This is a genomic window from Micromonospora sp. NPDC004551, from assembly GCF_040609975.1.
Taxonomy (GTDB): Bacteria; Actinomycetota; Actinomycetes; order Mycobacteriales; family Micromonosporaceae; genus Micromonospora.
The window spans coordinates 32,186-51,783 of the sequence record NZ_JBEXLM010000003.1 but is presented as its reverse complement, the minus strand read 5'-3'; the positions used below and the strand labels follow the sequence as shown (position 1 = coordinate 51,783).

14 protein-coding genes are annotated in these 19,598 nt (G+C 74.4%); 3 read left to right on the top strand and 11 right to left on the bottom strand.

The annotated features are described in order from the left end of the window. Positions 1 to 28 precede the first annotated feature (28 nt). Complete coding sequence (locus ABZW14_RS05660) at positions 29 to 1,639, top strand: metallophosphoesterase (protein WP_355340344.1); 1,611 nt, start codon at positions 29 to 31, stop codon at positions 1,637 to 1,639. Positions 1,640 to 1,642: 3 nt separating this feature from the next. Here ABZW14_RS05660 and ABZW14_RS05655 read toward each other — a convergent pair whose 3' ends face one another. The 3 genes from ABZW14_RS05655 to ABZW14_RS05645 form a co-directional block, all read right to left on the bottom strand. Beyond that, positions 1,643 to 4,000 carry a pyruvate dehydrogenase gene (locus tag ABZW14_RS05655; RefSeq protein WP_355340341.1) on the bottom strand — a complete coding sequence of 786 codons (2,358 nt, stop codon included), beginning with the start codon at positions 3,998 to 4,000 and terminating at the stop codon, positions 1,643 to 1,645. Positions 4,001 to 4,093: 93 nt separating this feature from the next. After that, positions 4,094 to 5,593, bottom strand: coding sequence for an Asp-tRNA(Asn)/Glu-tRNA(Gln) amidotransferase subunit GatB (gatB, locus tag ABZW14_RS05650; RefSeq protein ID WP_355340338.1), 1,500 nt, complete (start codon positions 5,591 to 5,593; stop codon positions 4,094 to 4,096). A 137-nt stretch (positions 5,594 to 5,730) separates the two neighbouring features. After that, entirely contained in the window at positions 5,731 to 6,834 is a 1,104-nt protein-coding gene (locus ABZW14_RS05645; protein WP_355340335.1) for a hypothetical protein, read from the bottom strand. A gap of 97 nt (positions 6,835 to 6,931) precedes the next feature. Between ABZW14_RS05645 and ABZW14_RS05640 the strand changes: the two genes are divergently transcribed. Further along, on the top strand, positions 6,932 to 7,891 hold the full coding sequence (locus ABZW14_RS05640) for a helix-turn-helix domain-containing protein (RefSeq protein WP_355340332.1): 960 nt from the start codon (positions 6,932 to 6,934) through the stop codon (positions 7,889 to 7,891). An 85-nt stretch (positions 7,892 to 7,976) separates the two neighbouring features. On the opposite strand, the gene gatA is transcribed toward ABZW14_RS05640, so the two are convergent. The 4 genes from gatA to ligA all read right to left on the bottom strand — a co-directional run bounded on the left by gatA (position 7,977) and on the right by ligA (position 15,130). Then, positions 7,977 to 9,452, bottom strand: coding sequence for an Asp-tRNA(Asn)/Glu-tRNA(Gln) amidotransferase subunit GatA (gene gatA / locus ABZW14_RS05635; RefSeq protein WP_355340329.1), 1,476 nt, complete (start codon positions 9,450 to 9,452; stop codon positions 7,977 to 7,979). Next, positions 9,449 to 9,754, bottom strand: coding sequence for an Asp-tRNA(Asn)/Glu-tRNA(Gln) amidotransferase subunit GatC (gatC, locus tag ABZW14_RS05630; RefSeq protein ID WP_091268917.1), 306 nt, complete (start codon positions 9,752 to 9,754; stop codon positions 9,449 to 9,451). The genes gatA and gatC overlap by 4 nt, the downstream gene beginning before the upstream one ends. A 245-nt stretch (positions 9,755 to 9,999) precedes the next feature. Next, positions 10,000 to 12,840: an EAL domain-containing protein gene (locus ABZW14_RS05625; RefSeq protein WP_355340326.1), complete on the bottom strand. Its 2,841-nt coding sequence runs from the start codon at positions 12,838 to 12,840 to the stop codon at positions 10,000 to 10,002. 154 nt (positions 12,841 to 12,994) lie between these two features. Continuing rightward, positions 12,995 to 15,130 carry an NAD-dependent DNA ligase LigA gene (gene ligA / locus ABZW14_RS05620; RefSeq protein ID WP_355340324.1) on the bottom strand — a complete coding sequence of 712 codons (2,136 nt, stop codon included), beginning with the start codon at positions 15,128 to 15,130 and terminating at the stop codon, positions 12,995 to 12,997. 274 nt (positions 15,131 to 15,404) lie between these two features. Here ligA and ABZW14_RS05615 point away from each other — a divergent pair, with 274 nt between their 5' ends. Next, complete coding sequence (locus ABZW14_RS05615; protein ID WP_355340321.1) at positions 15,405 to 16,010, top strand: type II toxin-antitoxin system PemK/MazF family toxin; 606 nt, start codon at positions 15,405 to 15,407, stop codon at positions 16,008 to 16,010. A gap of 16 nt (positions 16,011 to 16,026) precedes the next feature. Here ABZW14_RS05615 and ABZW14_RS05610 read toward each other — a convergent pair whose 3' ends face one another. From ABZW14_RS05610 to mnmA, 4 genes are read right to left on the bottom strand one after another with little or no spacing between them, the layout of a single operon-like run. Beyond that, entirely contained in the window at positions 16,027 to 17,043 is a 1,017-nt protein-coding gene (locus ABZW14_RS05610) for an ADP-ribosylglycohydrolase family protein (protein ID WP_355340318.1), read from the bottom strand. Positions 17,044 to 17,069: 26 nt separating this feature from the next. After that, entirely contained in the window at positions 17,070 to 17,438 is a 369-nt protein-coding gene (locus ABZW14_RS05605) for a VOC family protein (RefSeq protein ID WP_355340315.1), read from the bottom strand. A gap of 36 nt (positions 17,439 to 17,474) precedes the next feature. After that, positions 17,475 to 18,479: a methionine synthase gene (locus ABZW14_RS05600; RefSeq protein WP_355340312.1), complete on the bottom strand. Its 1,005-nt coding sequence runs from the start codon at positions 18,477 to 18,479 to the stop codon at positions 17,475 to 17,477. Between the two features lie 36 nt (positions 18,480 to 18,515). Further along, positions 18,516 to 19,589 (bottom strand): tRNA 2-thiouridine(34) synthase MnmA, encoded by a 1,074-nt coding sequence (gene mnmA, locus ABZW14_RS05595; RefSeq protein ID WP_355340309.1) that lies wholly within the window; start codon positions 19,587 to 19,589, stop codon positions 18,516 to 18,518. Positions 19,590 to 19,598: the final 9 nt, after the last annotated feature.

Below are 19,598 nucleotides of genomic sequence, written 5' to 3'. Positions count from 1 at the left end.
CCTTCAACGGGCAGGTCAGAATCTCAGCATGGACGGCCAGGAGAACGAGCAGCACGACGCCGTGGGCGGAGCGGCCCCGGGAAAGGGGCGCGCCCGCCGCCGGTGGCGCCCCGGCACGAACCTGCGCCGGCTCGGCGTGGTGCTCGCCCTGCTCGTGGTCACCCTCACCGGGGTGGTGGCCGGCACGTACGCGGGCGGGCACGTGGGCACCGACATCGGGCCGTTCCGCGCCCAGCTCAACCTCAGCCCATCGCTGAGCGGCGGCACCACCGTCGACATCCCCCCGCTGGGCGCACTGCTGCTGGACAGCCACGACGGGCCGGCCTACCTGACCGTCGAGCTGGGCGCGCTCGACCAGCGGCGCACCGAGGCGCTGATCGACGATCCGGCGAGCATCAGCCGGGCCAGCCAGTCGGCCGTCGAGGACGTCCGGGCCGGCGTCATGCGGCTCGGCCTGAAGACCCTGGCCTCGGCGGTGCTGGCCACCCTGCTGCTGGCCGGGCTGGTCTTCCGGAACGTGCGCCGCACCGCGTGGGCCGGCGGGCTGGCGCTGGTGATCACCGCCGGCAGCCTCGGCCTCGCCGCCGCCACCGTCCGGCCACAGGCGATCGAGGAGCCGCGCTACGAGGGGTTGCTGGTCAACGCTCCGGCGATCGTCGGTGACGCGCGGCGGATCGCCAACGACTACACCAAGTACGCCGAGCAGCTGCAACGGCTGGTCGGCAACGTCAGCAAGCTCTACACCACGGTCTCCTCGCTGCCCGTGGTCCAGCCGTCGCCGGGCACCACGCGGGTGCTGCACGTCTCCGACATGCACCTCAACCCGACCGGCTGGCAGCTCATCCGCACGGTGGTGGAGCAGTTCGGCATCGACGTCGTGATCGACACCGGCGACATCACCGACTGGGGCAGCGAGCCCGAGGCGTCCTTCGTCGGCTCGATCGGCCTGCTCAAGAAGCCGTACGTCTACATCCGCGGCAACCACGACTCGGCGCGGACCGCCGCCGCGGTGGCCGCCCAGCCGAACGCCGTCGTGCTGAACAACTCCACGGCCACGGTCGCCGGGCTGACCATCGCCGGCATCGGCGACCCCCGGTTCACGCCCGACAAGGAGACCTCGCCGGCCGGCAGCGGGCTCACCAAGGCGGTCGCCGACCAGGTGATCGGGGCCGGCGAGCAGCTCGCCGCCACGGTCACCAGCTCACCCAAGCCGGTGAACATCGCGCTGGTGCACGACCCGGCCTCGGCCGGCCCGCTCTCCGGCACCTGCCCGCTGGTGCTGGCCGGGCACACCCACGCCCGGCAGGTGTCGAAGCTGCCCCAGGTGCCGGACAAGCAGCCCACCCAGCTCTTCGTCGAGGGCTCCACCGGCGGCGCCGGGCTGCGGGGCCTGGAGGGCGAGAAGCCCACCCCGCTGTCGATGACGGTGCTCTACTTCGACCAGCAGAAGCTGCTCCAGGCCTACGACGACATCACCGTGGGCGGGACCGGGCAGTCGCAGGTCAACCTGGAACGGCACATCATCCAGGACCCGACCAAGGGTGACCAGGTGCCGGTCACTCCGACCCCGACCCGGGGCGGCCCTGTCTCGCCCGCCCCGAGCGGCAGCCCGACCGCGACGCCCAGCCCCACGGGCTGAGCCTCAACGCAGCGAGAGGGCGGCCAGCGCGGCGTTGACGATGCTGCCGGGCAGCAGGTCGTGCAGCTCGTACAGCTCGCCCACGCTGCCGGACTGGCCGAACTCGTCCACCCCGAGCGGCACGGCCGGGGCGCCGAGCGCCGAGCCCAGCCAGGCCATCGCGTGCGAGGCGGCGTCGTGCACCGTCACCACCGGCACCCGGTCGGCGAAGGCCGACCGCAGCGCGCCGGGCACGCTCGGCACCGTCGCCGTCCGCACACCCTGGCGCAGGGTGCGCTGCCACGCCCGGTAGAGCCGGTCCAGGCTCGTCACGTCGACCACGTGCGCCGCGACGCCCTCCTCCGCCAGCTCCGCGGCGGCCGCGAGGACCTCCGGCAGCACCGCGCCGGAGGCGGCGAGCTGCACGACCGGGGCGTCCGCGAGATGGGGATACGCCTCGTGCGCGTCCACGAGCCGGTACGCGCCCGCCACCACCTGCCGGCGCAGCACCGCGTCACCGATGCGCGCCCGGGCCGCCTCGAACGGCGCCTGGTCGATCGGCCGGGTGCTGAGGCGGAAGTAGTACGCCCCGTCCTCGGCCGGCGCGGCCGTGGCGGCCGGTGCCGCTCCCCCGGCGATCTGGCCGAGCGCGTCGCAGAGCAGCCAGTCGAGGCTGCCGGCGTACGCCGGTTCGCAGAAGGTCACCCCGGGCAGCTCCAGGCCGACGGAGGCGGTGATGGTCGACTGGTGGGCGCCGCCCTCGGGGGCGAGGGTGATGCCGGACGGGGTGCCCGCCACCACGAACCGGGAACCGGAGTAGGTGCCGTAGAGGAACGCGTCGAGGCCGCGCAGCACGAACGGGTCGTAGACCGTGCCCACCGGCAGCAGCGGCTGCCCGGACAGGTCCCACGACAGGCCGAGCTGGCCGAGCAGCAGGAACAGGTTCATCTCGGAGATGCCCAGCTCGATGTGCTGGCCCGCGGGGGTCTCCGTCCAGCGCAGCATCCGGTCCTCGGTCCAGGAGCGCTGCTCGGTGGGGGCGAACACCCCGGTCTTGTTGATGAACCCGGCCAGGTTGGTGGAGGTGGCCACGTCCGGCGCGGTGGTGACCAGGTAGGGCGCCACCTTCGGGTCGCGGGCCAGGTCGACCAGCACCCGCCCGAAGACCTCCTGGGTGGAGACGGGCTTGTTCACCCGTACCTTCGTGGTCTCCGGGACGGTGACCCCCAGCGCCCGCTCGCGCGGCGCGCGGGCCAGCGCCTCCCGGCGCTCGCCGGCCCGGATGCCGGCCGGGGACGCCGGGTCGATGCGGTCCCACTCGGTCTCGCGGGTCAGGCCGTGGGCGGCGCGCAGCGCGTCGACCTGCTCGGTGGTGAGCAGCGCCGAGTGGTTGCGCGGGTTGCCGGCGATCGGCAGGCCCCAGCCCTTGACCGTGTAGGCGAAGACCACGCTGGGCCGGTCGGTGACCGCGTCGCACTGGGCGTAGGCGTCGAGCATGGCCGCAAGGTCGTGCCCGCCCAGGTCGGTGACGAGCGGGCCCAGCTCGTCGTCGGGGATGTCGGCCACGAAGGCGGCCACCTCGGCCGGGGCGCCGTCCAGGAACTGCTTGCGCAGGGCCGGCCCGGCCAGCCCGAACAGCGACTGGTACTGCTCGTTGGGCATCAGGTCGATCCAGTCGCGCAGCGCCGCCCCGCCCGGCCGCTCGTACGCCTCGGCGAGCTTCCGGCCGTACTTGACCTCGACCACGTGCCAGCCGGCGGCCTCGAACTGGCCCCGCCACTGCTTGATGCGCACCCCGGGGACGACCCGGTCCAGCGACTGGCGGTTGAAGTCGACCAGCCACATCACGTTGCCCAGCCCGGTGGTGGCCGGGTCGGCGACGGCCTCCCAGATATTGCCCTCGTCCAGCTCGGCGTCGCCGATGATCGCGATGAACCGGGAGTGCGGCCGCTCGCCGAAGTGCGCGTCGACGTAGCGGCGGGTGACCGCCGCGAACAGCGGCGCGGCCGCCCCCAGGCCGACGGAGCCGGTGGAGAAGTCCACCCCGTCCGGGTCCTTGGTCCGCGACGGGTACGACTGGAGCCCGCCGCGCGCCCGCAGCTTCGGCAGGTACGACCGGTCCAGGTTGCCGAGCAGGTACTGGACGGCGTGGAAGACCGGCGAGGCGTGCGGCTTGACCGCGACCCGGTCCTCGGCGTCCAAATGTGCGAACCAGAGCGCGGTCATCGCCGTGACCAGCGAGGCGCTGGACGCCTGGTGGCCGCCGACCTTCACCCCGTCGCCGGTGTCCCGGTCGTGGTTGGCCGCGTCGACGATGCGGGTGGCGAGCCAGAGCACCCGCCGCTGGATCTCGTCGAGGACGTCGAGGTCGTGCTGGTTCACGGTGACTCCATCCGGGCGTCGCCGTTGACGCCCACCGAGGGGTTGGCTGACGGAAAGGGCCCCTTCGTGGCGAAGGGGCCCTTTCCTGCGGGCTCAGCCCTGGACGCCGAGGCGCTCCAGGATCAGCTCGCGAACGGTCTTGGCGTCGGCCTGGCCGCGGGTGGTCTTCATGACCGCGCCGACCAGCGCGCCGGCCGCCGCGACCTTGCCGCTGCGGACCTTGTCGGCGACGTCCGGGTTGGCGGCGATGGCCTCGTCCACGGCGGCGGTCAGCGCCCCGGTGTCGGAGACGACCTCCAGGCCCCGGTTGGTCATGATCTCGGCCGGCGAGCCTTCGCCGCCGATCACGCCCTCCAGCACGATCCGGGCCAGCTTGTCGTTGAGCTTGCCGGCGTCGACCAGCCCCTGCAGCTCAGCGACGTGCTTCGGGCTGACGCCGACGTCGGCCAGCTCCACGCCGGTCTCGTTGGCCCGCCGGGACAGCTCGCCCAGCCACCATTTGCGGGCGGCGGCCGGGGTGGCCCCGGCGGCCACGGTCGCCTCGATCAGCTCGACCGCGCCGGCGTTGACCACCGACTGCATGTCCAGGTCGGACAGGCCCCACTCCTGCTGGATCCGCTTGCGGCGCAGCCGCGGCAGCTCCGGCAGGGCGGCCTTCAGCTCGGCCACCCAGGCGGTGTCCGGCGCGAGCGGGACCAGGTCCGGCTCCGGGAAGTACCGGTAGTCGGTGGCGGTCTCCTTGGACCGGCCGGAGGTGGTGTCCCCGGTGTCCTCGTGGAAGTGCCGGGTCTCCTGGGTGATGCTGCCGCCCGCGTCGAGCACCGACGCCTGGCGCAGCATCTCCGAGCGGACCGCCCGCTCGACCGAACGAAGCGAGTTGACGTTCTTGGTCTCGGTGCGGGTGCCCCATTCCTCGCCCGGCAGGTTCAGCGACGTGTTGACGTCGCAGCGCAGCGAGCCCTCCTCCATCCGGACGTCGGAGACGCCCAGCGAGCGGATCACGTCGCGCAGCTCGGTCACGTACGCCCGGGCCACCTCGGGGGCGAGCGCGCCCGTGCCCGGGATCGGCTTGGTGACGATCTCCACGAGGGGGATGCCGGCCCGGTTGTAGTCGACCAGCGACTCGGTGGCGCCGTGGATCCGGCCGGTGGCGCCGCCGACGTGCAGCGTCTTGCCGGTGTCCTCCTCCAGGTGCACCCGCTCGATGCCGATCCGCACGGTCTCGCCGTTGACCTCGACGTCCAGGTAGCCGTCGACGCACAGCGGCTCGTCGTACTGGCTGATCTGGAAGTTCTTCGGCATGTCCGGGTAGAAGTAGTTCTTCCGGGCGAACCGGCACCACTCGGCGATGGAGCAGTTCAGCGCGAGGCCGATCCGGATGGTCGCCTCGATGGCCGCCTTGTTGGCCACCGGCAGCGAGCCGGGCAGGCCCAGGCACACCGGGCAGACCCGGGTGTTCGGCTCGCCGCCGAAGTCGGTCGGGCAGCCGCACCACATCTTGGTGTTCGTGCCCAGCTCGACGTGGGTCTCCAGGCCGATCACCGGTTCGTAGCGCGCCACGACCTCGTCGTACGCGGGCAGTGTCGTCGTCATCTGAGCTCCAGGCGCGATCCGGACGTAACCGCCCCAGCCTAATGGGGCTGGCTGCGCTCACCTTCCCCGGGTTTCCATCCACGCCGGTACGCGCCCCGGGGCCCGCCCGGGGAACCGTCCCCGGGCGGCCGCGGAGGTCAGCGCTCCTCGACCAGGCCGAGGTACATCACCCGGGGGTCGGCCGGGTTGAAGGCGACCCCGGCGATGCCGTCGTGGGAGTTGTGCTGTGAGGTCAGCCGGCCGGTCGACGCGTCGTACCGGTAGAGATCGGTTCCGTAACCGCCGAACCACGTGCCGTACGGAAAATAGAGCACGTTCGGGTCGACCGGGCTGGGCCACAGCGAGGTGCCGTTGACGAGCGTGGGTCCCGCGCCGTCGAGCACCGACGCGAAGCTGCGCCCCCCGTCCGTCGAGCGCCAGATGTGCCGGGCGGAGTTGTCGTTCTGGCTGAGGTCATAGCCCTCCAGCCAGACCGTCCGCGGATCCAACGGGGAGAAGGCCACGGAGAAGCCGTTCGACTGGGAGGTGGCGCCGACCCCGGACGACCGGGTCCAGCTGTGGCCGCCGTCGAACGTCACGTAGCTGCCGTTGCCCATGGTGCCGACGATGACGTGGGCCCGGTCGACGGGATCCACGGCCGCCTTGTAGACGTACTGGTCCGGGCCGGCGGGCGACCCCACGGCGGTCCAGGTGGCGCCGCCGTCGCCGGAGTCGTAGATCTGCCCGGCCTTGCTGACCGCCCGCAGCGCCCGCGCGTCGGTCGGGTCCACCGCCAGCGCGGCCACGCCGTCGGCCGGGACCGGCCCGTCGACCTCGCTCACCTGCTCGCCCTGCACCCGGTAGACCGGCTGGTCGTTGATGCCGTACGCGTACGCGGTGCCATCCGGCCCGGCGGCCAGGTCGTACGTTGCCAGGTTCAGCTCGGTGGCGGCGATCGGCTGCCAGGTGCAGCCGGCGTCGACGGACCGCTGGATCGACTTCTTCGAGATGGCCACCAGGGTGTTCGGCGTGGTCAGCGCGACGAGCCGGGGGTACGCCACGGCGGTGACCGGGGTCGTGGTCGGGGCCAGGAACACCCCGTCGTTACGGGTGAAGGTCACCGAGCCGTCGCCCTGCACCGTGCCGCACTGTGGGCGGTGCCAGGCGTCAGCAGCGGCGGCGGGGGACGCGGAGGTGAGGTTGACGGCGCCGGCGGCCGTGACGGCCAGCACGATCACGCCGCTCAAACGGGAGAGGATCATGACGCATGTCTAGCCGTCGACATGCGCCGATCACCACAGTTTCGGGTGTCCGAGCCCGGTCATGGCCTGGATCGGACAGCGGCGGAAGGAGGCCCGGGTGTTCGAGTCGTTGGGTCTGACCCCGGTGGAGGAGGCGGTCTACCTTGCCCTGCTGCGTCGGCGTCAGTCGACCGTGCCGGAGCTCGCCCAGCAGGTCGGCGAAAGCCTGCGGGTGGTCGGGGCGGCGACCGACCGGTTGGAGGATCTCGGCTTCGTCAGCCGCCTGCTCGGCTCCGGTACCCGTCTGCTGGCGACCCGCCCCGACGTCGCCGTGAACGCCCTCGTCGTCCGGCGCACCGAGGAGTTCGCGGCGGCCCGGCAAGCCGCCGAACGGATCGCGGAGGAGTTCCCCCAGGCCCTGCTGACCAGCCCCGACGAGCTACTCGAGATCGTCACCGGCCGGGCCGCGGTGGAGGCTCAGTTCGTCCAGCTCACCCACGGAGTCACGAGCGAACTGCTGGTCCTCGACCGACCGCCGTACGCACAGGAGGTGGCCGCCGCGAACACGCCCGAGAACGAACTGCTCGGCCGGGCGGCCAGCGTACGCGGGATCTACGCGCCGGAGGCGTTCGAGATGCCGGGTGCGTTCGAGCAGGCGATGGCGGCGGTCGCGGCCGGGGAACAGGCCCGGGTTCACACGGACGTGCCGCTGAAACTGGCGATCGGCGACCGCTCGGTGGCTCTGCTGCCGCTGGCCAGCGAACGGGCCGTGGACGCGGCGTTGGTCATCCGCGCGCCGATGGTGGTGTCGGCGCTGGTGAAACTCTTCGAGATGCTGTGGGGACAGGCCACGCCGCTACCGGTCTGGGATCCGGGGCAGTCCACGACCGGGGCCGACGAGTTGGACCTGCGGCTGCTGGGACTGCTCGCCACCGGCCTCAAGGACGAGGCCATCGCCCGCGAACTCGGGGTGAGCGTACGCACCCTGGGCCGTCGCTCATCCGCCCTGCTGGCCGCCCTCGGCGCCCGTACCCGCTTCCAGGCCGGGTTGCAGGCCGGGCGCCGGGGCCTCGCCTGAACCGCCGCTGTGCCCGCCCCGTCGCGCCCCGGGTGCGCCACCGGCGCCAGCGGAAGCCGCTGGCGCCGGTTGACCACGTCGTGCGTCAGAGCGCCGGTGGGGTGAACGTGCCGACCGTGGACTCCAGTGCGGCGGCGACCCGGTACATCCGGTCGTCGGCCATGGTCGGTGCCATGATCTGGAAACCGACCGGAAGCCCCTCGGAGAGGCCGCACGGGACCGAGATGGCCGGTCCGCCGTACAGGTTGGTCGGGATGGTGAACAGGTCGGCCAGGTACATCTGGTAGGGGTCGGCCGTGCGCGCCCCGATCGGGAAGGCCACGAACGGGGTGGTCGGCGAGATGAGCGCGTCCACCCGCTCGAAGGCCGCCGTGAAGTCCCGGGTGATCAGGGTGCGGACCTTCTGGGCCTGCCCGTAGTAGGCGTCGTAGTAGCCGGACGAGAGCGCGTAGGTGCCGATCATGATGCGCCGCTTCACCTCCGGGCCGAAGCCGGCCTCGCGGGTCAGCGACATGACCTCCTCGAGGGACCGGTTGCCGTCGTCGCCGACCCGCAGGCCGAACCGGACGCCGTCGAACCGGGCCAGGTTGGAGGAGCACTCGCTCGGCGCGATCAGGTAGTAGGCCGGCAGCGCGTACTGGAAGTGCGGGCAGGAGATGTCGACGATCTCGGCGCCCAGCTTCGCGAGGGCCTCCACCGACTCGCGGAACGCGGCCATCACGCCCGGCTCGGCGCCCTCGCCGGTGAACTCGGTGACCACGCCGAGCTTCACCCCGGTCAGGTCGCCGGACGCGCCGAGCTTCGCGGCGCCGACCACGTCCGGCACCGGGGCCGGGATCGAGGTGGAGTCACGCGGGTCGTGGCCGCCGATCACCTGGTGCAGCAGGGCGGCGTCCAGCACGTTGCGCGCGCACGGGCCGGGGGTGTCCAGCGAGGAGGAGAACGCCACCAGGCCGTAGCGGGAGGTGCCGCCGTAGGTGGGCTTCGCGCCGACGGTGCCGGTGACCGCGCCGGGCTGGCGGATCGAGCCGCCGGTGTCCGAGCCGATCGACAGCGGCGCCTCGTACGCGGCCAGCGCCGCGGCGCTGCCACCACCCGAGCCGCCCGGGATCCGCTCAAGGTCCCACGGGTTACGGGTCGGACCGTACGCCGAGTATTCCGTGGAGGAGCCCATGGCGAACTCGTCCATGTTGGTCTTGCCGAGCATCACCGTGCCGGCGGCGCGCAGCCGCTCCACGATGGTCGAGTCGTACGGCGGGCGCCAGCCCTCCAGGATCTTCGAGCCGACGGTGGTCGGCACGCCCTTGGTGGTGAGCACGTCCTTCACGGCGACCGGCACGCCCGCCAGGGGGCCCAGGTCCTCACCGGCGGCCCGGCGCTCGTCCACGTTCCGGGCGGCGGCCAGCGCGCCCTCGGTGTCGACGTGCAGGAAGGCGTGGACCTGCTCGTCGACGGCGGTGATCCGGTCCAGGTGGGCCTGCGTGACCTCCACGGCGGAGGTCTCGCCCGTCGCCACCAGGCCGGCGATCTCGGCGGCGGTGAGCCGGGTCAGGTCAGTCATGAAGCCACATCCTCGTCCAGGATCCGCGGGACGCGGAACCGCTGCTCCTCGGCGTCGGGCGCACCCGACAGCGCCTCCTGCGGGGTCAGGCACGGCGTCACCACGTCCTCGCGGAGGACGTTGGTCAGCGGCACCGAGTGGGACGTCGGCGGGATGTCCGCCGCGGCGACCTCGCCGACCTGGGCGACCGACTGGAGGATCACGTCCAGCTGGCCGGCGAAGGTGTCCAACTCCTCCTCGGTGACGGCGAGCCGCGACAGTCGCGCGAGATGCGCGACCTCCTCGCGGGAGATGGCGGCCATCGGGTGCCCCCTTCGTGGCTGTCCTGCTGCGTCTGCGGTGTGCCGGCCGCGTGCTCGCCGGGGACGATGACACGCGGTGACCGGAGCGAGTCTATTGCCCTCCGGTCGGGTCGACGCCTCCGACTCCCGGTGCCCGTCCCGCCGGGGCGCCGGTCGGCGCGGCCCGTCGCCGTCCGCCCAGACGCCGGCGTGCCGACCGGCCCGCCTCCGCGCGCCGCCGGCGCGGGCTCCGCGGCGGCCGGCGGTCAACGGGGCGGGCGGCGCGGCCCCTCGGCGTCCGCGGCGACGGCGGGATGGACCGGTCGGTAGCGGGACAGCCAGGTGACCAGCTCCTCGGCCGGCATGGGCCGGGCGTAGAACCAGCCCTGCGCCACGTCGCAGCCGGCCGCGTGCAGCAGCCGCCAGGTGCGCTCGTCCTCGACGCCCTCGGCCACCACCCGCAGCCCGAGCGCGCCGGCCAGCTCGATCATCGAGCGGACGATCGCCGCGTCGTCCGGGTCGTCGGCCATCCCGAGCACGAACGACCGGTCCACCTTCACCTCGGACAGCGGCAGTCGGCGCAGGTGCTGCAACGACGAGTAGCCGGTGCCGAAGTCGTCGAGTGCGATGCCGACCCCGATCCGGTGCAGCTGGGTGATGCTGGCCAGCACCCGCCGCGGGTCGGCCATCAGCGCGCCTTCGGTGATCTCCACCTGGAGCCGGTCCGGGGGTACGCCGTACCGGGTCAGCCGCTCGGCGATCTGCTCGGCGATCTCGCCGGTGTGCAGGTCCCGGACGCTGACGTTGAGCGCGGCGCGCAGCGTGACGCCGGCCGCGGACCACTTGGCGAGCTGCTCCACCACGTCGTCCACCACCCGGCGGGTGAGCAGCCGCATCACCGCGCTCTGCTCGGCGACCTGGATCAGCTCGCCGGGGTCGACCATGCCCCGGCGCGGGTGCCGCCAGCGCAGCAGTGCCTCGACCCCGACGACCTGGCCGGTCGCGATGGCGATCTGCGGCTGGTAGTACATGGTGATCTCACCCGGGTCCCCGGCCGGGTCGTCGGGGCCGAGGTCCCCGCGCTGCTCCGCCGCCGGGATCCGGGCGGGCGCGGTGCCCGCCGGGGGGCGGTCCGGGAGGGCCGCGCCGCCGCGGTCCGGGTGGCCGGCGGACACCGTGCCGGGCCGGGCACCGGGGTCGTCGCCGGGCGCTACGTCGGGCCGACCGCCGGGATCGTCGCCGGTCACCACGCCGGGCCGGCCGTCGAGCACCCCGGCGGGATCACCGTCGGGCGTCACGCCGGGCCGGCCACCAGGCGCCGCTTCGGGCCGGCCGCGGAGCACCCCCTCCGGCCGGCCTTCGGGCAACGTGCCGGACCGGCCCTCAGGCAGCGTGCCGGGCGGATCCTCGGACAGCGTGCCGGGCCGGCCGCCGAACGCCGGGGTGAGGTCGTCGCCGTCGCCGGGCCGGGGGTTCTCCGGTGGGGCCGTGCGCGCGGCCCGGCGGCGGATCGGGTCGGCGCCGGTGACGATCCGGTTGATCAGCTCGTCGTCGTGCCGCACCTCGACGCGCTCGCGCCGCCGAAGGCGCCACCGCGCCGGCGACTCCAGGTCCCGGCGCGGGGTGAGGCGCGCCGAGCCGGAGGCGTTGGAGGACTCCTGGCGGGGTCGCGCCCGGCCACCGTTGCGGAGCAGGCCGTCGCCGCGGGCCGGCCGCGCCGGGGCGGGCAGGCCGGGTGCGGGGGCGAGGGCCGCGCCGTCGCCGCCGCGTACGCCGGTCGGCTCCTCGGCCGGGGCGGGTGGGCCGGAGTCCAGCACGCGGCGCAGGTCGGCGAGGAGGCTCAGCCGCTCGGCGGAGTTGTGGTCGGATTCGGGCGCGTAGACGGCGACGGTGTCGTTGCGGTGCTTCGCGTCGTACATGGCCACGTCGGCGTGGCGCATCAGCGTGGCGAAGTCCTCGCCGTGCTCGGGGAAGAGGGCGATGCCGATGGAGCCGCCCACGTCCAGCGGCAGGCCGTCCAGCGGCACCGGCTCGGCGAGCGCCGCCACCACCCGGGCGGCCCGCTCGCGGGCCTGGTCGGTGCCGGTGAGCCGGGGCACGACGATGGCGAACTCGTCGCCGCCGAGCCGCGCCACCAGGTCCTCCTCGCCGACCGCCTCGATGAGCCGGGCGCTCACCTCGACCAGCAGCCGGTCCCCCACGGCGTGCCCGAGCGCGTCGTTGACGTGCTTGAACCGGTCGAGGTCGAGCAGCAGCAGGGCCAGGTGGGCGTCCGTGTCGCCGCGGGCGGCCCGCTCGGCGTGCAGGTGCACCTGCTCGGCCACCTCGGTGAGCAGGGCCTTGCGGTTGGGCAGCCCGGTGAGCGGGTCGAGGTCGGCGAGCTGCTCCCGCTCGGCGGAGAGGTGGGCCATCCGGTAGACCGCGAACAGCGGCACCAGCACCAGCGGGATCAGCGCGGCGCTGGCCCGGGCGGCGGCCACCAGCACCGGGGCGAGCAGCAGCAGCGAGCCGGTGGAGAGCAGCTCGTAGGCCAGGCCCTGCCGGACGCTGGGCCACCAGCGGTCGCCGAACCGCAGCCGGATCGCGCAGCTGACCAGGCCGTAGTTGACGAGGAACCAGGCCGTCGTGGCGCCGCCCACCGCCGCCACGTCGGTCCAGTGCAGCCGGCCGCCGCCGAAGAGCTCGCCGGGGCCGAGCCGGGTGAACGCGTACGCGGCGGCCAGCGCGCACGCGTACTGGGCTCCGTTGAAGACGGTGCGCCAGCTCGCGTAGCCGAGCCGCCAGCCGGACACGGCCACCGCCACGGCCTGCACGGCGACCGCTGGGCCGAGCCCCCAGCCGAGCAGGATGGCGAAGGTGAAGCAGGTCGACGGAAAGACCGCCGAGGTCTGGCGCCGGCCGGGCGGCACGAACGGGCGGGCGTCGCAGGCGACGGCCAGCGCCGCCATGGTCCAGAAGGCGGCCGGCAGGTGCGGCAGGTCGTCGGGGAGCGCGGCCAGCGGCCCGACCGAGACGAGCAGGGCCAGGACGCCGACCACGGCGACGAAGCCGAAGAACGGCCCGGTCCGCCCGGGCGGGACGGAGTTCCGCGGGTCGCCCGTCTCCATCGCACCTCCCCGGGGTCGGCCCTGGCGCGCACCGTCACACGCCGTACGCCAATGAAACGCCCTCGGTGCCGATTTCCCCGACACGACAGTCACGAATCGGTCGTAGTCGTAATTAAGTTGGAATGCGCGACGGGCGGCGCCGCGAGGACCGGGGTCAGCCCTCGATGCGGGCCACCTCGCGGGCCGCGTCCGGGCCGGACTCCAGCAGCACGCGGAAGCCCTCCTCGTCGAGGATGGGCAGCTTGAGGCCGGCCGCCTTGTCGGCCTTGGAGCCCGGGTTGTCGCCGACCACCACGAAGCCGGTCTTCTTGGAGACCGAGCCGGTGACCTTGCCGCCCCGGCTCTGGATCGCCTCGGACGCCTGGTCGCGGCTGAACCCGGCAAGGGTGCCGGTGACCACCACGGTCACCCCTTCGAGCGGGCGCGGGCCCTCCTCGCCGGCCTCCTCGGCCATCCGGACGCCGGCCTCGGCCCACTTGCGCACCACCTCGCGGTGCCAGTCGACGGCGAACCACTCCTTGATGCTGGCCGCGATGGTCGGGCCGACCCCGTCCACCGAGGACAGCTCCTCCTCGCTGGCCTCGTCGATCGCCTCGACCGAACGGAAGTGCCGGGCGAGCGCCTGGGCCGCGGTCGGGCCGACGTGCCGGACGGAGAGCGCGACCAGCACCCGCCACAGCTCCCGCTCCCTGGCCACGGCCAGGTTGTCGAGCAGCTTGGTGGCGTTGCTGCCCAGCGTGCCGTCCTTGTTGACGAAGAACGGCGAGCGGGAGAGCTGCTCGGCGTCGAGCCCGAACAGGTCGCCCTCGTCGTGGATGATCCCGGCGTCGAGCAGGGCGGCGGCGCCCTTGTAGCCGAGCACCTCGATGTCAAAGGCGCCCCGGCCGGCCAGGTGGAAGACCCGCTCGCGCAGCTGCGCCGGGCAGCTGCGCGAGTTGGGGCAGCGGATGTCGACGTCGCCCTCCTTGGCGGGCGCGAGCGGGGTGCCGCACGCCGGGCAGGTGGTCGGCATGACGAACGGGCGGGCGTCGGCGGGGCGCAGGTCGACCACCGGGCCGAGCACCTCGGGGATGACGTCACCGGCCTTGCGCAGCACCACCGTGTCGCCGATGAGCACGCCCTTGCGCTCGACCTCGCGGGCGTTGTGCAGGGTGGCCAGGGCGACCGTGGAGCCGGCCACCCGGACCGGTTCGAGCACGGCGAACGGGGTGACCCGGCCGGTGCGCCCGACGTTGACGTCGATGTCGAGCAGCTTGGTGGTCACCTCCTCGGGCGGGTATTTGAACGCGATGGCCCAGCGTGGCGCGCGGCTGGTCGAGCCGAGCCGCCCCTGGATGGAGACCGGGTCGACCTTGACCACCACGCCGTCGATCTCGTGCTCGACGTCGTGCCGGTGCTCGGCGTAGTAGGCGATGTATTCCGCCACCCCGGCCAGGTCGGGCACCACCCGCCAGCGGTCGCTGGTCGGCAGCCCCCACGCCTTGAGCGCCGCGTAGGACTCGGACTGCGCGGCCGGCTGGAAGCCCCGGCGGGCGCCGATGCCGTGCACCACCAGGCGCAGCGGCCGGGAGGCGGTGATCCGCGGGTCCTTCTGGCGCAGGCTGCCGGCGGCCGCGTTGCGCGGGTTGGCGAACGGTGCCTTGCCCTGCTCGACCAGGCCGGCGTTGAGGTCGGCGAAGCCGGCCACCGGGAAGTAGATCTCGCCACGCACCTCCAGGAGCTCCGGCACGTCGGGGAAGTCGTCGGACGGCGTGAGCCGGGCCGGCACGTCCCGGATGCTGCGCACGTTGGCGGTCACGTCCTCACCGGTGCGCCCGTCGCCCCGGGTGGCGGCCCGGACCAGCCGCCCCTTCTCGTAGGTCAGGTTGATGGCCAGGCCGTCGACCTTCAGCTCGCACAGGTAGGGCACCGGGCCGCCGGCGTCGCGCTCGACCCGCTCGGCCCAGGCGGCCAGCTCCTCGTCGGCGAAGGCGTTGTCGAGCGAGAGCATCCGCTCGGCGTGGGTGACCGGGGTGAAGTCGGTGGAGAAGGTGCCGCCGACGCGCTGGGTCGGCGAGTCGGGGGTGCGCAGCGCCGGGTATTCCTCCTCCAGCGCCTCCAGCTCGCGCAACTGCTTGTCGAACTGGGCGTCGGAGATGGTCGGCGCGTCCAGCACGTAGTAGCGGTACTGGTGCTCGGTGAGCTCCTGGCTCAGCGTGGCGTGCCGCTCCCGCGCCTCGGGGGTCGGTTCGGCGCCCGCCGCCGCCTCCTGGGCGGGGCTGACCGTCTGGGGAATCGCTTCTTCGGACACCCTGCCGCCTTCGGACACCGCTGCCGACCTCCCGTGTTCGTGCTACTCCCGCACCGTATCGGTCGGGCCGGACAACCGCCCCCGGCAGACCGGCACGTTCCCCGGCGATCATGAGGTTGACGGCGCCGAAGCGGACATTCCACCCCGCCAACGTCATGATCAACCGAAGACTCGGGGCGCGGGGTCGCGCTCGCGGTGCCGGGCGGCGGGGTGATCGGCGTGCGACGATCGCCGGGCGGTCACGGGCCGGCACGGGCGAGAGGCGGGGGTACGGATGCGCGACGGGCTGGTCTGGGCGGCGGTGATCGTGGGCTGCGTCACGGCCGGCTGGCTGTGGGGCGAGTGGCGACGCCGGGCCGCGGAGGCGGGCCGGGGCGCGGGACGCCGGGACGGGCGGCCGGGCTCGGCGGACGGCCGCTCCGGGACGGCGACCCGCCCCGACGGCGGCACCCGGCCGGGGCGCCGCGGCGCGCGGCCCGGCCGTCGCCCCGACGGGGAACCGGCGCGGGGACGTGCCGGCGCGGCGCCCCGGCCCCGGGACGCCGGGCGGGGACCGGCGGAGACGCCCCGGCCCGGGGAGATCTGGTGGGCCGACGTGCCCTACGCCGACGGGACCGGCTCCAAGGTGCGCCCCTGTCTCGTGCTGCGGGTCGACGGCCGGGACGCCGACGTCCTGAAGATCACCAGCCAGGACAAGTCAGGCCGTGACGACCACCTGCCGATCCCCACCCGGAGCTGGGACCCGGACGCCGACCACGACAGCTTCCTGGACATCAGCGAACCCATCCCGGTGCCGCTCACCGCCTTCGCGGACCGCGCCGGCGCCTGCGACCCCGACCTCTGGCGCGGCCTCCGCCGCCTCCCCCACCTGACCGTCTGACCCGGGCCCGGCGCGGTCAGCCGTCGAGCGGGGTGGCGAGGGTGGCGAGCTGGTCGGCGTACTCGATGCGGGTGGCCCACCCCACGGGCCAGCACGACATGCCGTGCGCGGCGCCCACGAAGGCGCCGGCCAGGGCCGCGATGGAATCCGAGTCGCCGGCCGTGGTGGCGCCCCGGGCCAGCGCGCCGACCGGGTCGTCGGGATGGCGCAGCGCGCACAACAGCGCCGTGGCCAGCGCCTCCTCGGCGATCCAGCCCTCACCGGTGAGCCGGCACGGGTCACCGCCGTCGTCGGGGCGGGCCAGCACCGCGTCGAGCCGGCCGAGCACCCGCAGGCAGTCGTCCCAGCCCCGCGCCATGAACTCCGCCGGCGTCGACTCGCCCGGACGCTGCCACAGGTCACCGAGCCAGTCGCCCCGGTAGACCGTGCGCTGCTCGCGGGCCCGGTCGGTGAGCAGCCCGGGCACCTCCGGCAGCGCGGCGCCGTCGCGGAGCAGCCGGACCGCGTACGCGGTCAGTTCGCTGGCCGCCAGGCCGGTCGGGTGACCGTGTGTCAGCCCGGCCTGGAGCTGGGCCAGCCCGGCCAGCGTGTCGAGGTCGACGTCGAGCAGCCCGACCGGGGTGACCCGCATGTTGGCGCCGCAGCCCTTCGAGCCGGCGACCGTCGCCTCCTGCCAACGGGTGCCCCGGTCCAGCTCGGCGCAGGCGCGCAGGCAGGTCATCCCCGGTGCGCGGTTGTTGTCCGGGCTGACCGCCCAGTCGAGGAACCGCCGCCGCAGCAACGGCTCCACCGCCTCCGGCGTGAAGGCCGGGGCGTCGTGCAGCGCCCAGGCCACCGCGAGCGCCATCTGGGTGTCGTCGGTGACCAGCGCCGGGTCGCCGGCCAGCTCCCGCGGACCGGCCGGGCCGTAGCGGCGGACGATCTCGGCGACGGTGAGGAACTCGGCGGGCTTGCCCAGGGCGTCGCCGTAGGCGAGGCCGAAGAGCGAGCCGGACGCGCGGCGGAGGGCGGAGTCGATCACGCTGGCGATCATGCCCCGCCCGTGCAAGCCCGGCCCGGTCAGTCCCAGCAGAGGCAGAACGGGTGCCCGGCCGGGTCGGCGTAGACCCGGAAGCCCTCCCCCTCGCCGGGCAGCCGGCGCGCGCCGAGGGCCAGCGCCGCCTTCTCCGCGGCCTCGATGTCGTCGACCGTGACGTCGAGGTGGAACTGCTGCGGCCGCTCCGGGTCGGGCCAGGCCGGGGCACGCAGGTCGAGCGCCTTCTGGAAGGCGAGGCGCGGCTGGTGGCCCGGCCGCCCGCCCAGCACCACCCAGTCGTCGCCGTCGGAGTTGTCCTCGATCAGCGGGAGGCCGAGCAGCTCCGCGTAGAAGCCGGCCAGCGCGCGCGGATCAGGGCAGTCGATCACCACGGAACGCAGCTGTCCAATCATGCCGGTCATCCTGCCCCCGGCGTACGACGGCAAACCTCACTCCTCGGCGAGCCGGCGGCCGGCGTCGCGGCAGGCGGCGAGGACCGCCCGCACGTACGCCGGGTCGGCACCGGCCAGGCCGCAGGCGGGGGTGACCACCACCTGCTCGGCGAGGCGGCGGCGGGGAAAGCCGAGCTGGTCCCAGACGCGGCGTACCCGGTCGGCGACCTGGGCCGAGGTCGGCGCGCGACCGGCCGGTGGCGGCAGCGCGGGCGCGGCGCCGGCCAGCAGGCCGAGCCCGGCGTCGATCGCCTCGCCGAGCGGGTCCAGGTCGGTGACCTGGGCCAGGTCGAGGGCGACGCCGACGGCCCCGGCCGCGCGGATGAGGTCCAGCGGCACGTCCGGCGCGCAGCAGTGCACGACGGTGGGCACGCCGACCGCCTCGATCACGCCGCTCAGCAGCGCGCGGGCCACCTCGGACTCGACCGGCCGGTGGGTGCCGAAGCCGCTCTCGGTGGGCACCCGGCCGGCCAGCACGGCGGGCAGCGACGGCTCGTCGAGCTGGAGCAGCACCGCGGCGTGGGGCAGCCGCCGGGCCACCGCCGCGACGTGCCCGCGCAGCCCCTCGCCGAGCGAACCGGCGAGGTCGCGGACCGCGCCGGGGTCGCGCAGCAGCCGGCCGCCGATCGGCAGCTCCAGCGAGGCGGCCAGGGTGAACGGGCCGGCGGCCTGGACCTTGACCGGTCCGGCGTAGTCCTCGGCCTGCTCGGCGAGCTGGTCGAGGTCGCGTTCCATGAGGTCGCGGGCGCGGCGCAGGTCCTTGCCGGGACGCGGGGCGATCCGCCAGCGGGCCGCGTACAGCTCGACCGGCAGCTCGACGAGGAGACCGCCGGTGCGGCCGATCAGGTCGGCGCCGGGGCCGCGGGCGGGCAGCTCCGGCAGGTGCGGCAGGTCGGGCAGCTCACCGAGCACGATGCGCTGCGCCTCGGCGACGTCGGTGCCGGGCAACGACCCGATCCCCGTCGCCGTTCCCAATCCCCACGGCCAGGTCGTCTCACTCACCGCCGCAGCCTATCCACCGCATCGCGTGCCGAGGGCTCAGGCGGTGATCGTGGCCGAGCCGAGCACGACGTCGCCGGCCGGGTCCGGGCGGTACGCGACGATCGCCTGCCCGGCGGCCACCCCGCGGACCGGGCGGCGCAGGTCGGCGTGCAGCCCCGCGGCGTCCAGCGACACGGTGGCCGGCACCACGTCGCCGTGGGCCCGTAGCTGCACCTCGCAGTCGATCGGCCCGTCGGGGCGGGCGCCGCCGGTCCAGACCGGGCGGGTGGCCCGGACCTCGGCGACCTCCAGGGCCTCGGCCGGGCCGACGGTGACCGTGTTGGTCTTCGGGGTGATGGAGAGCACGTAGCGCGGGCGGCCGTCCGGTGCGGGCCGGTCCAGGTGCAGGCCGCGCCGCTGCCCGACGGTGTACTGGTAGGCGCCGGTGTGGCTGCCGACCACCGCGCCGGTGAGCGCGTCCACCACCTCGCCGGGGGCCTCGCCGAGCCGCCGGGACAGGAAGCCCCGGGTGTCGCCGTCGGCGATGAAGCAGATGTCGTGGGAGTCCGGCTTGTCGGCCACGGCGAGACCGCGCCGCGCGGCCTCCACGCGCACCTCGGCCTTGGTCGAGTCACCGAGCGGGAAGATCGACCGGTCGAGCTGCGCCCGGGTCAGCACGGCGAGGACGTACGACTGGTCCTTGGCCGCGTCGACGCTGCGGCGCAGCAGGCCGTCCGGGCCGAGCCGGGCGTGGTGGCCGGTGACCACGGCGTCGAAGCCCAGGGCCACGGCCCGGTCCAGCACCGCGGCGAACTTGATCTTCTCGTTGCAGCGCAGGCACGGGTTCGGGGTACGGCCGGCCGCGTACTCGGCCACGAAGTCGTCCACCACGTCCTCGTGGAACCGGTCGGCCATGTCCCACACGTAGAACGGGATGCCGAGCACGTCGGCGGCGCGGCGGGCGTCCCGGGAGTCCTCCAGGGTGCAGCAGCCCCGTGCGCCGGTGCGGTAGGTCTGCGGATTGCGGGCCAGCGCCAGGTGCACGCCGGTCACGTCGTGCCCGGCCTCGACCGCGCGCGCCGCCGCCACGGCGGAGTCCACCCCGCCCGACATCGCCGCCAGAACCCTCACCAGCCCACT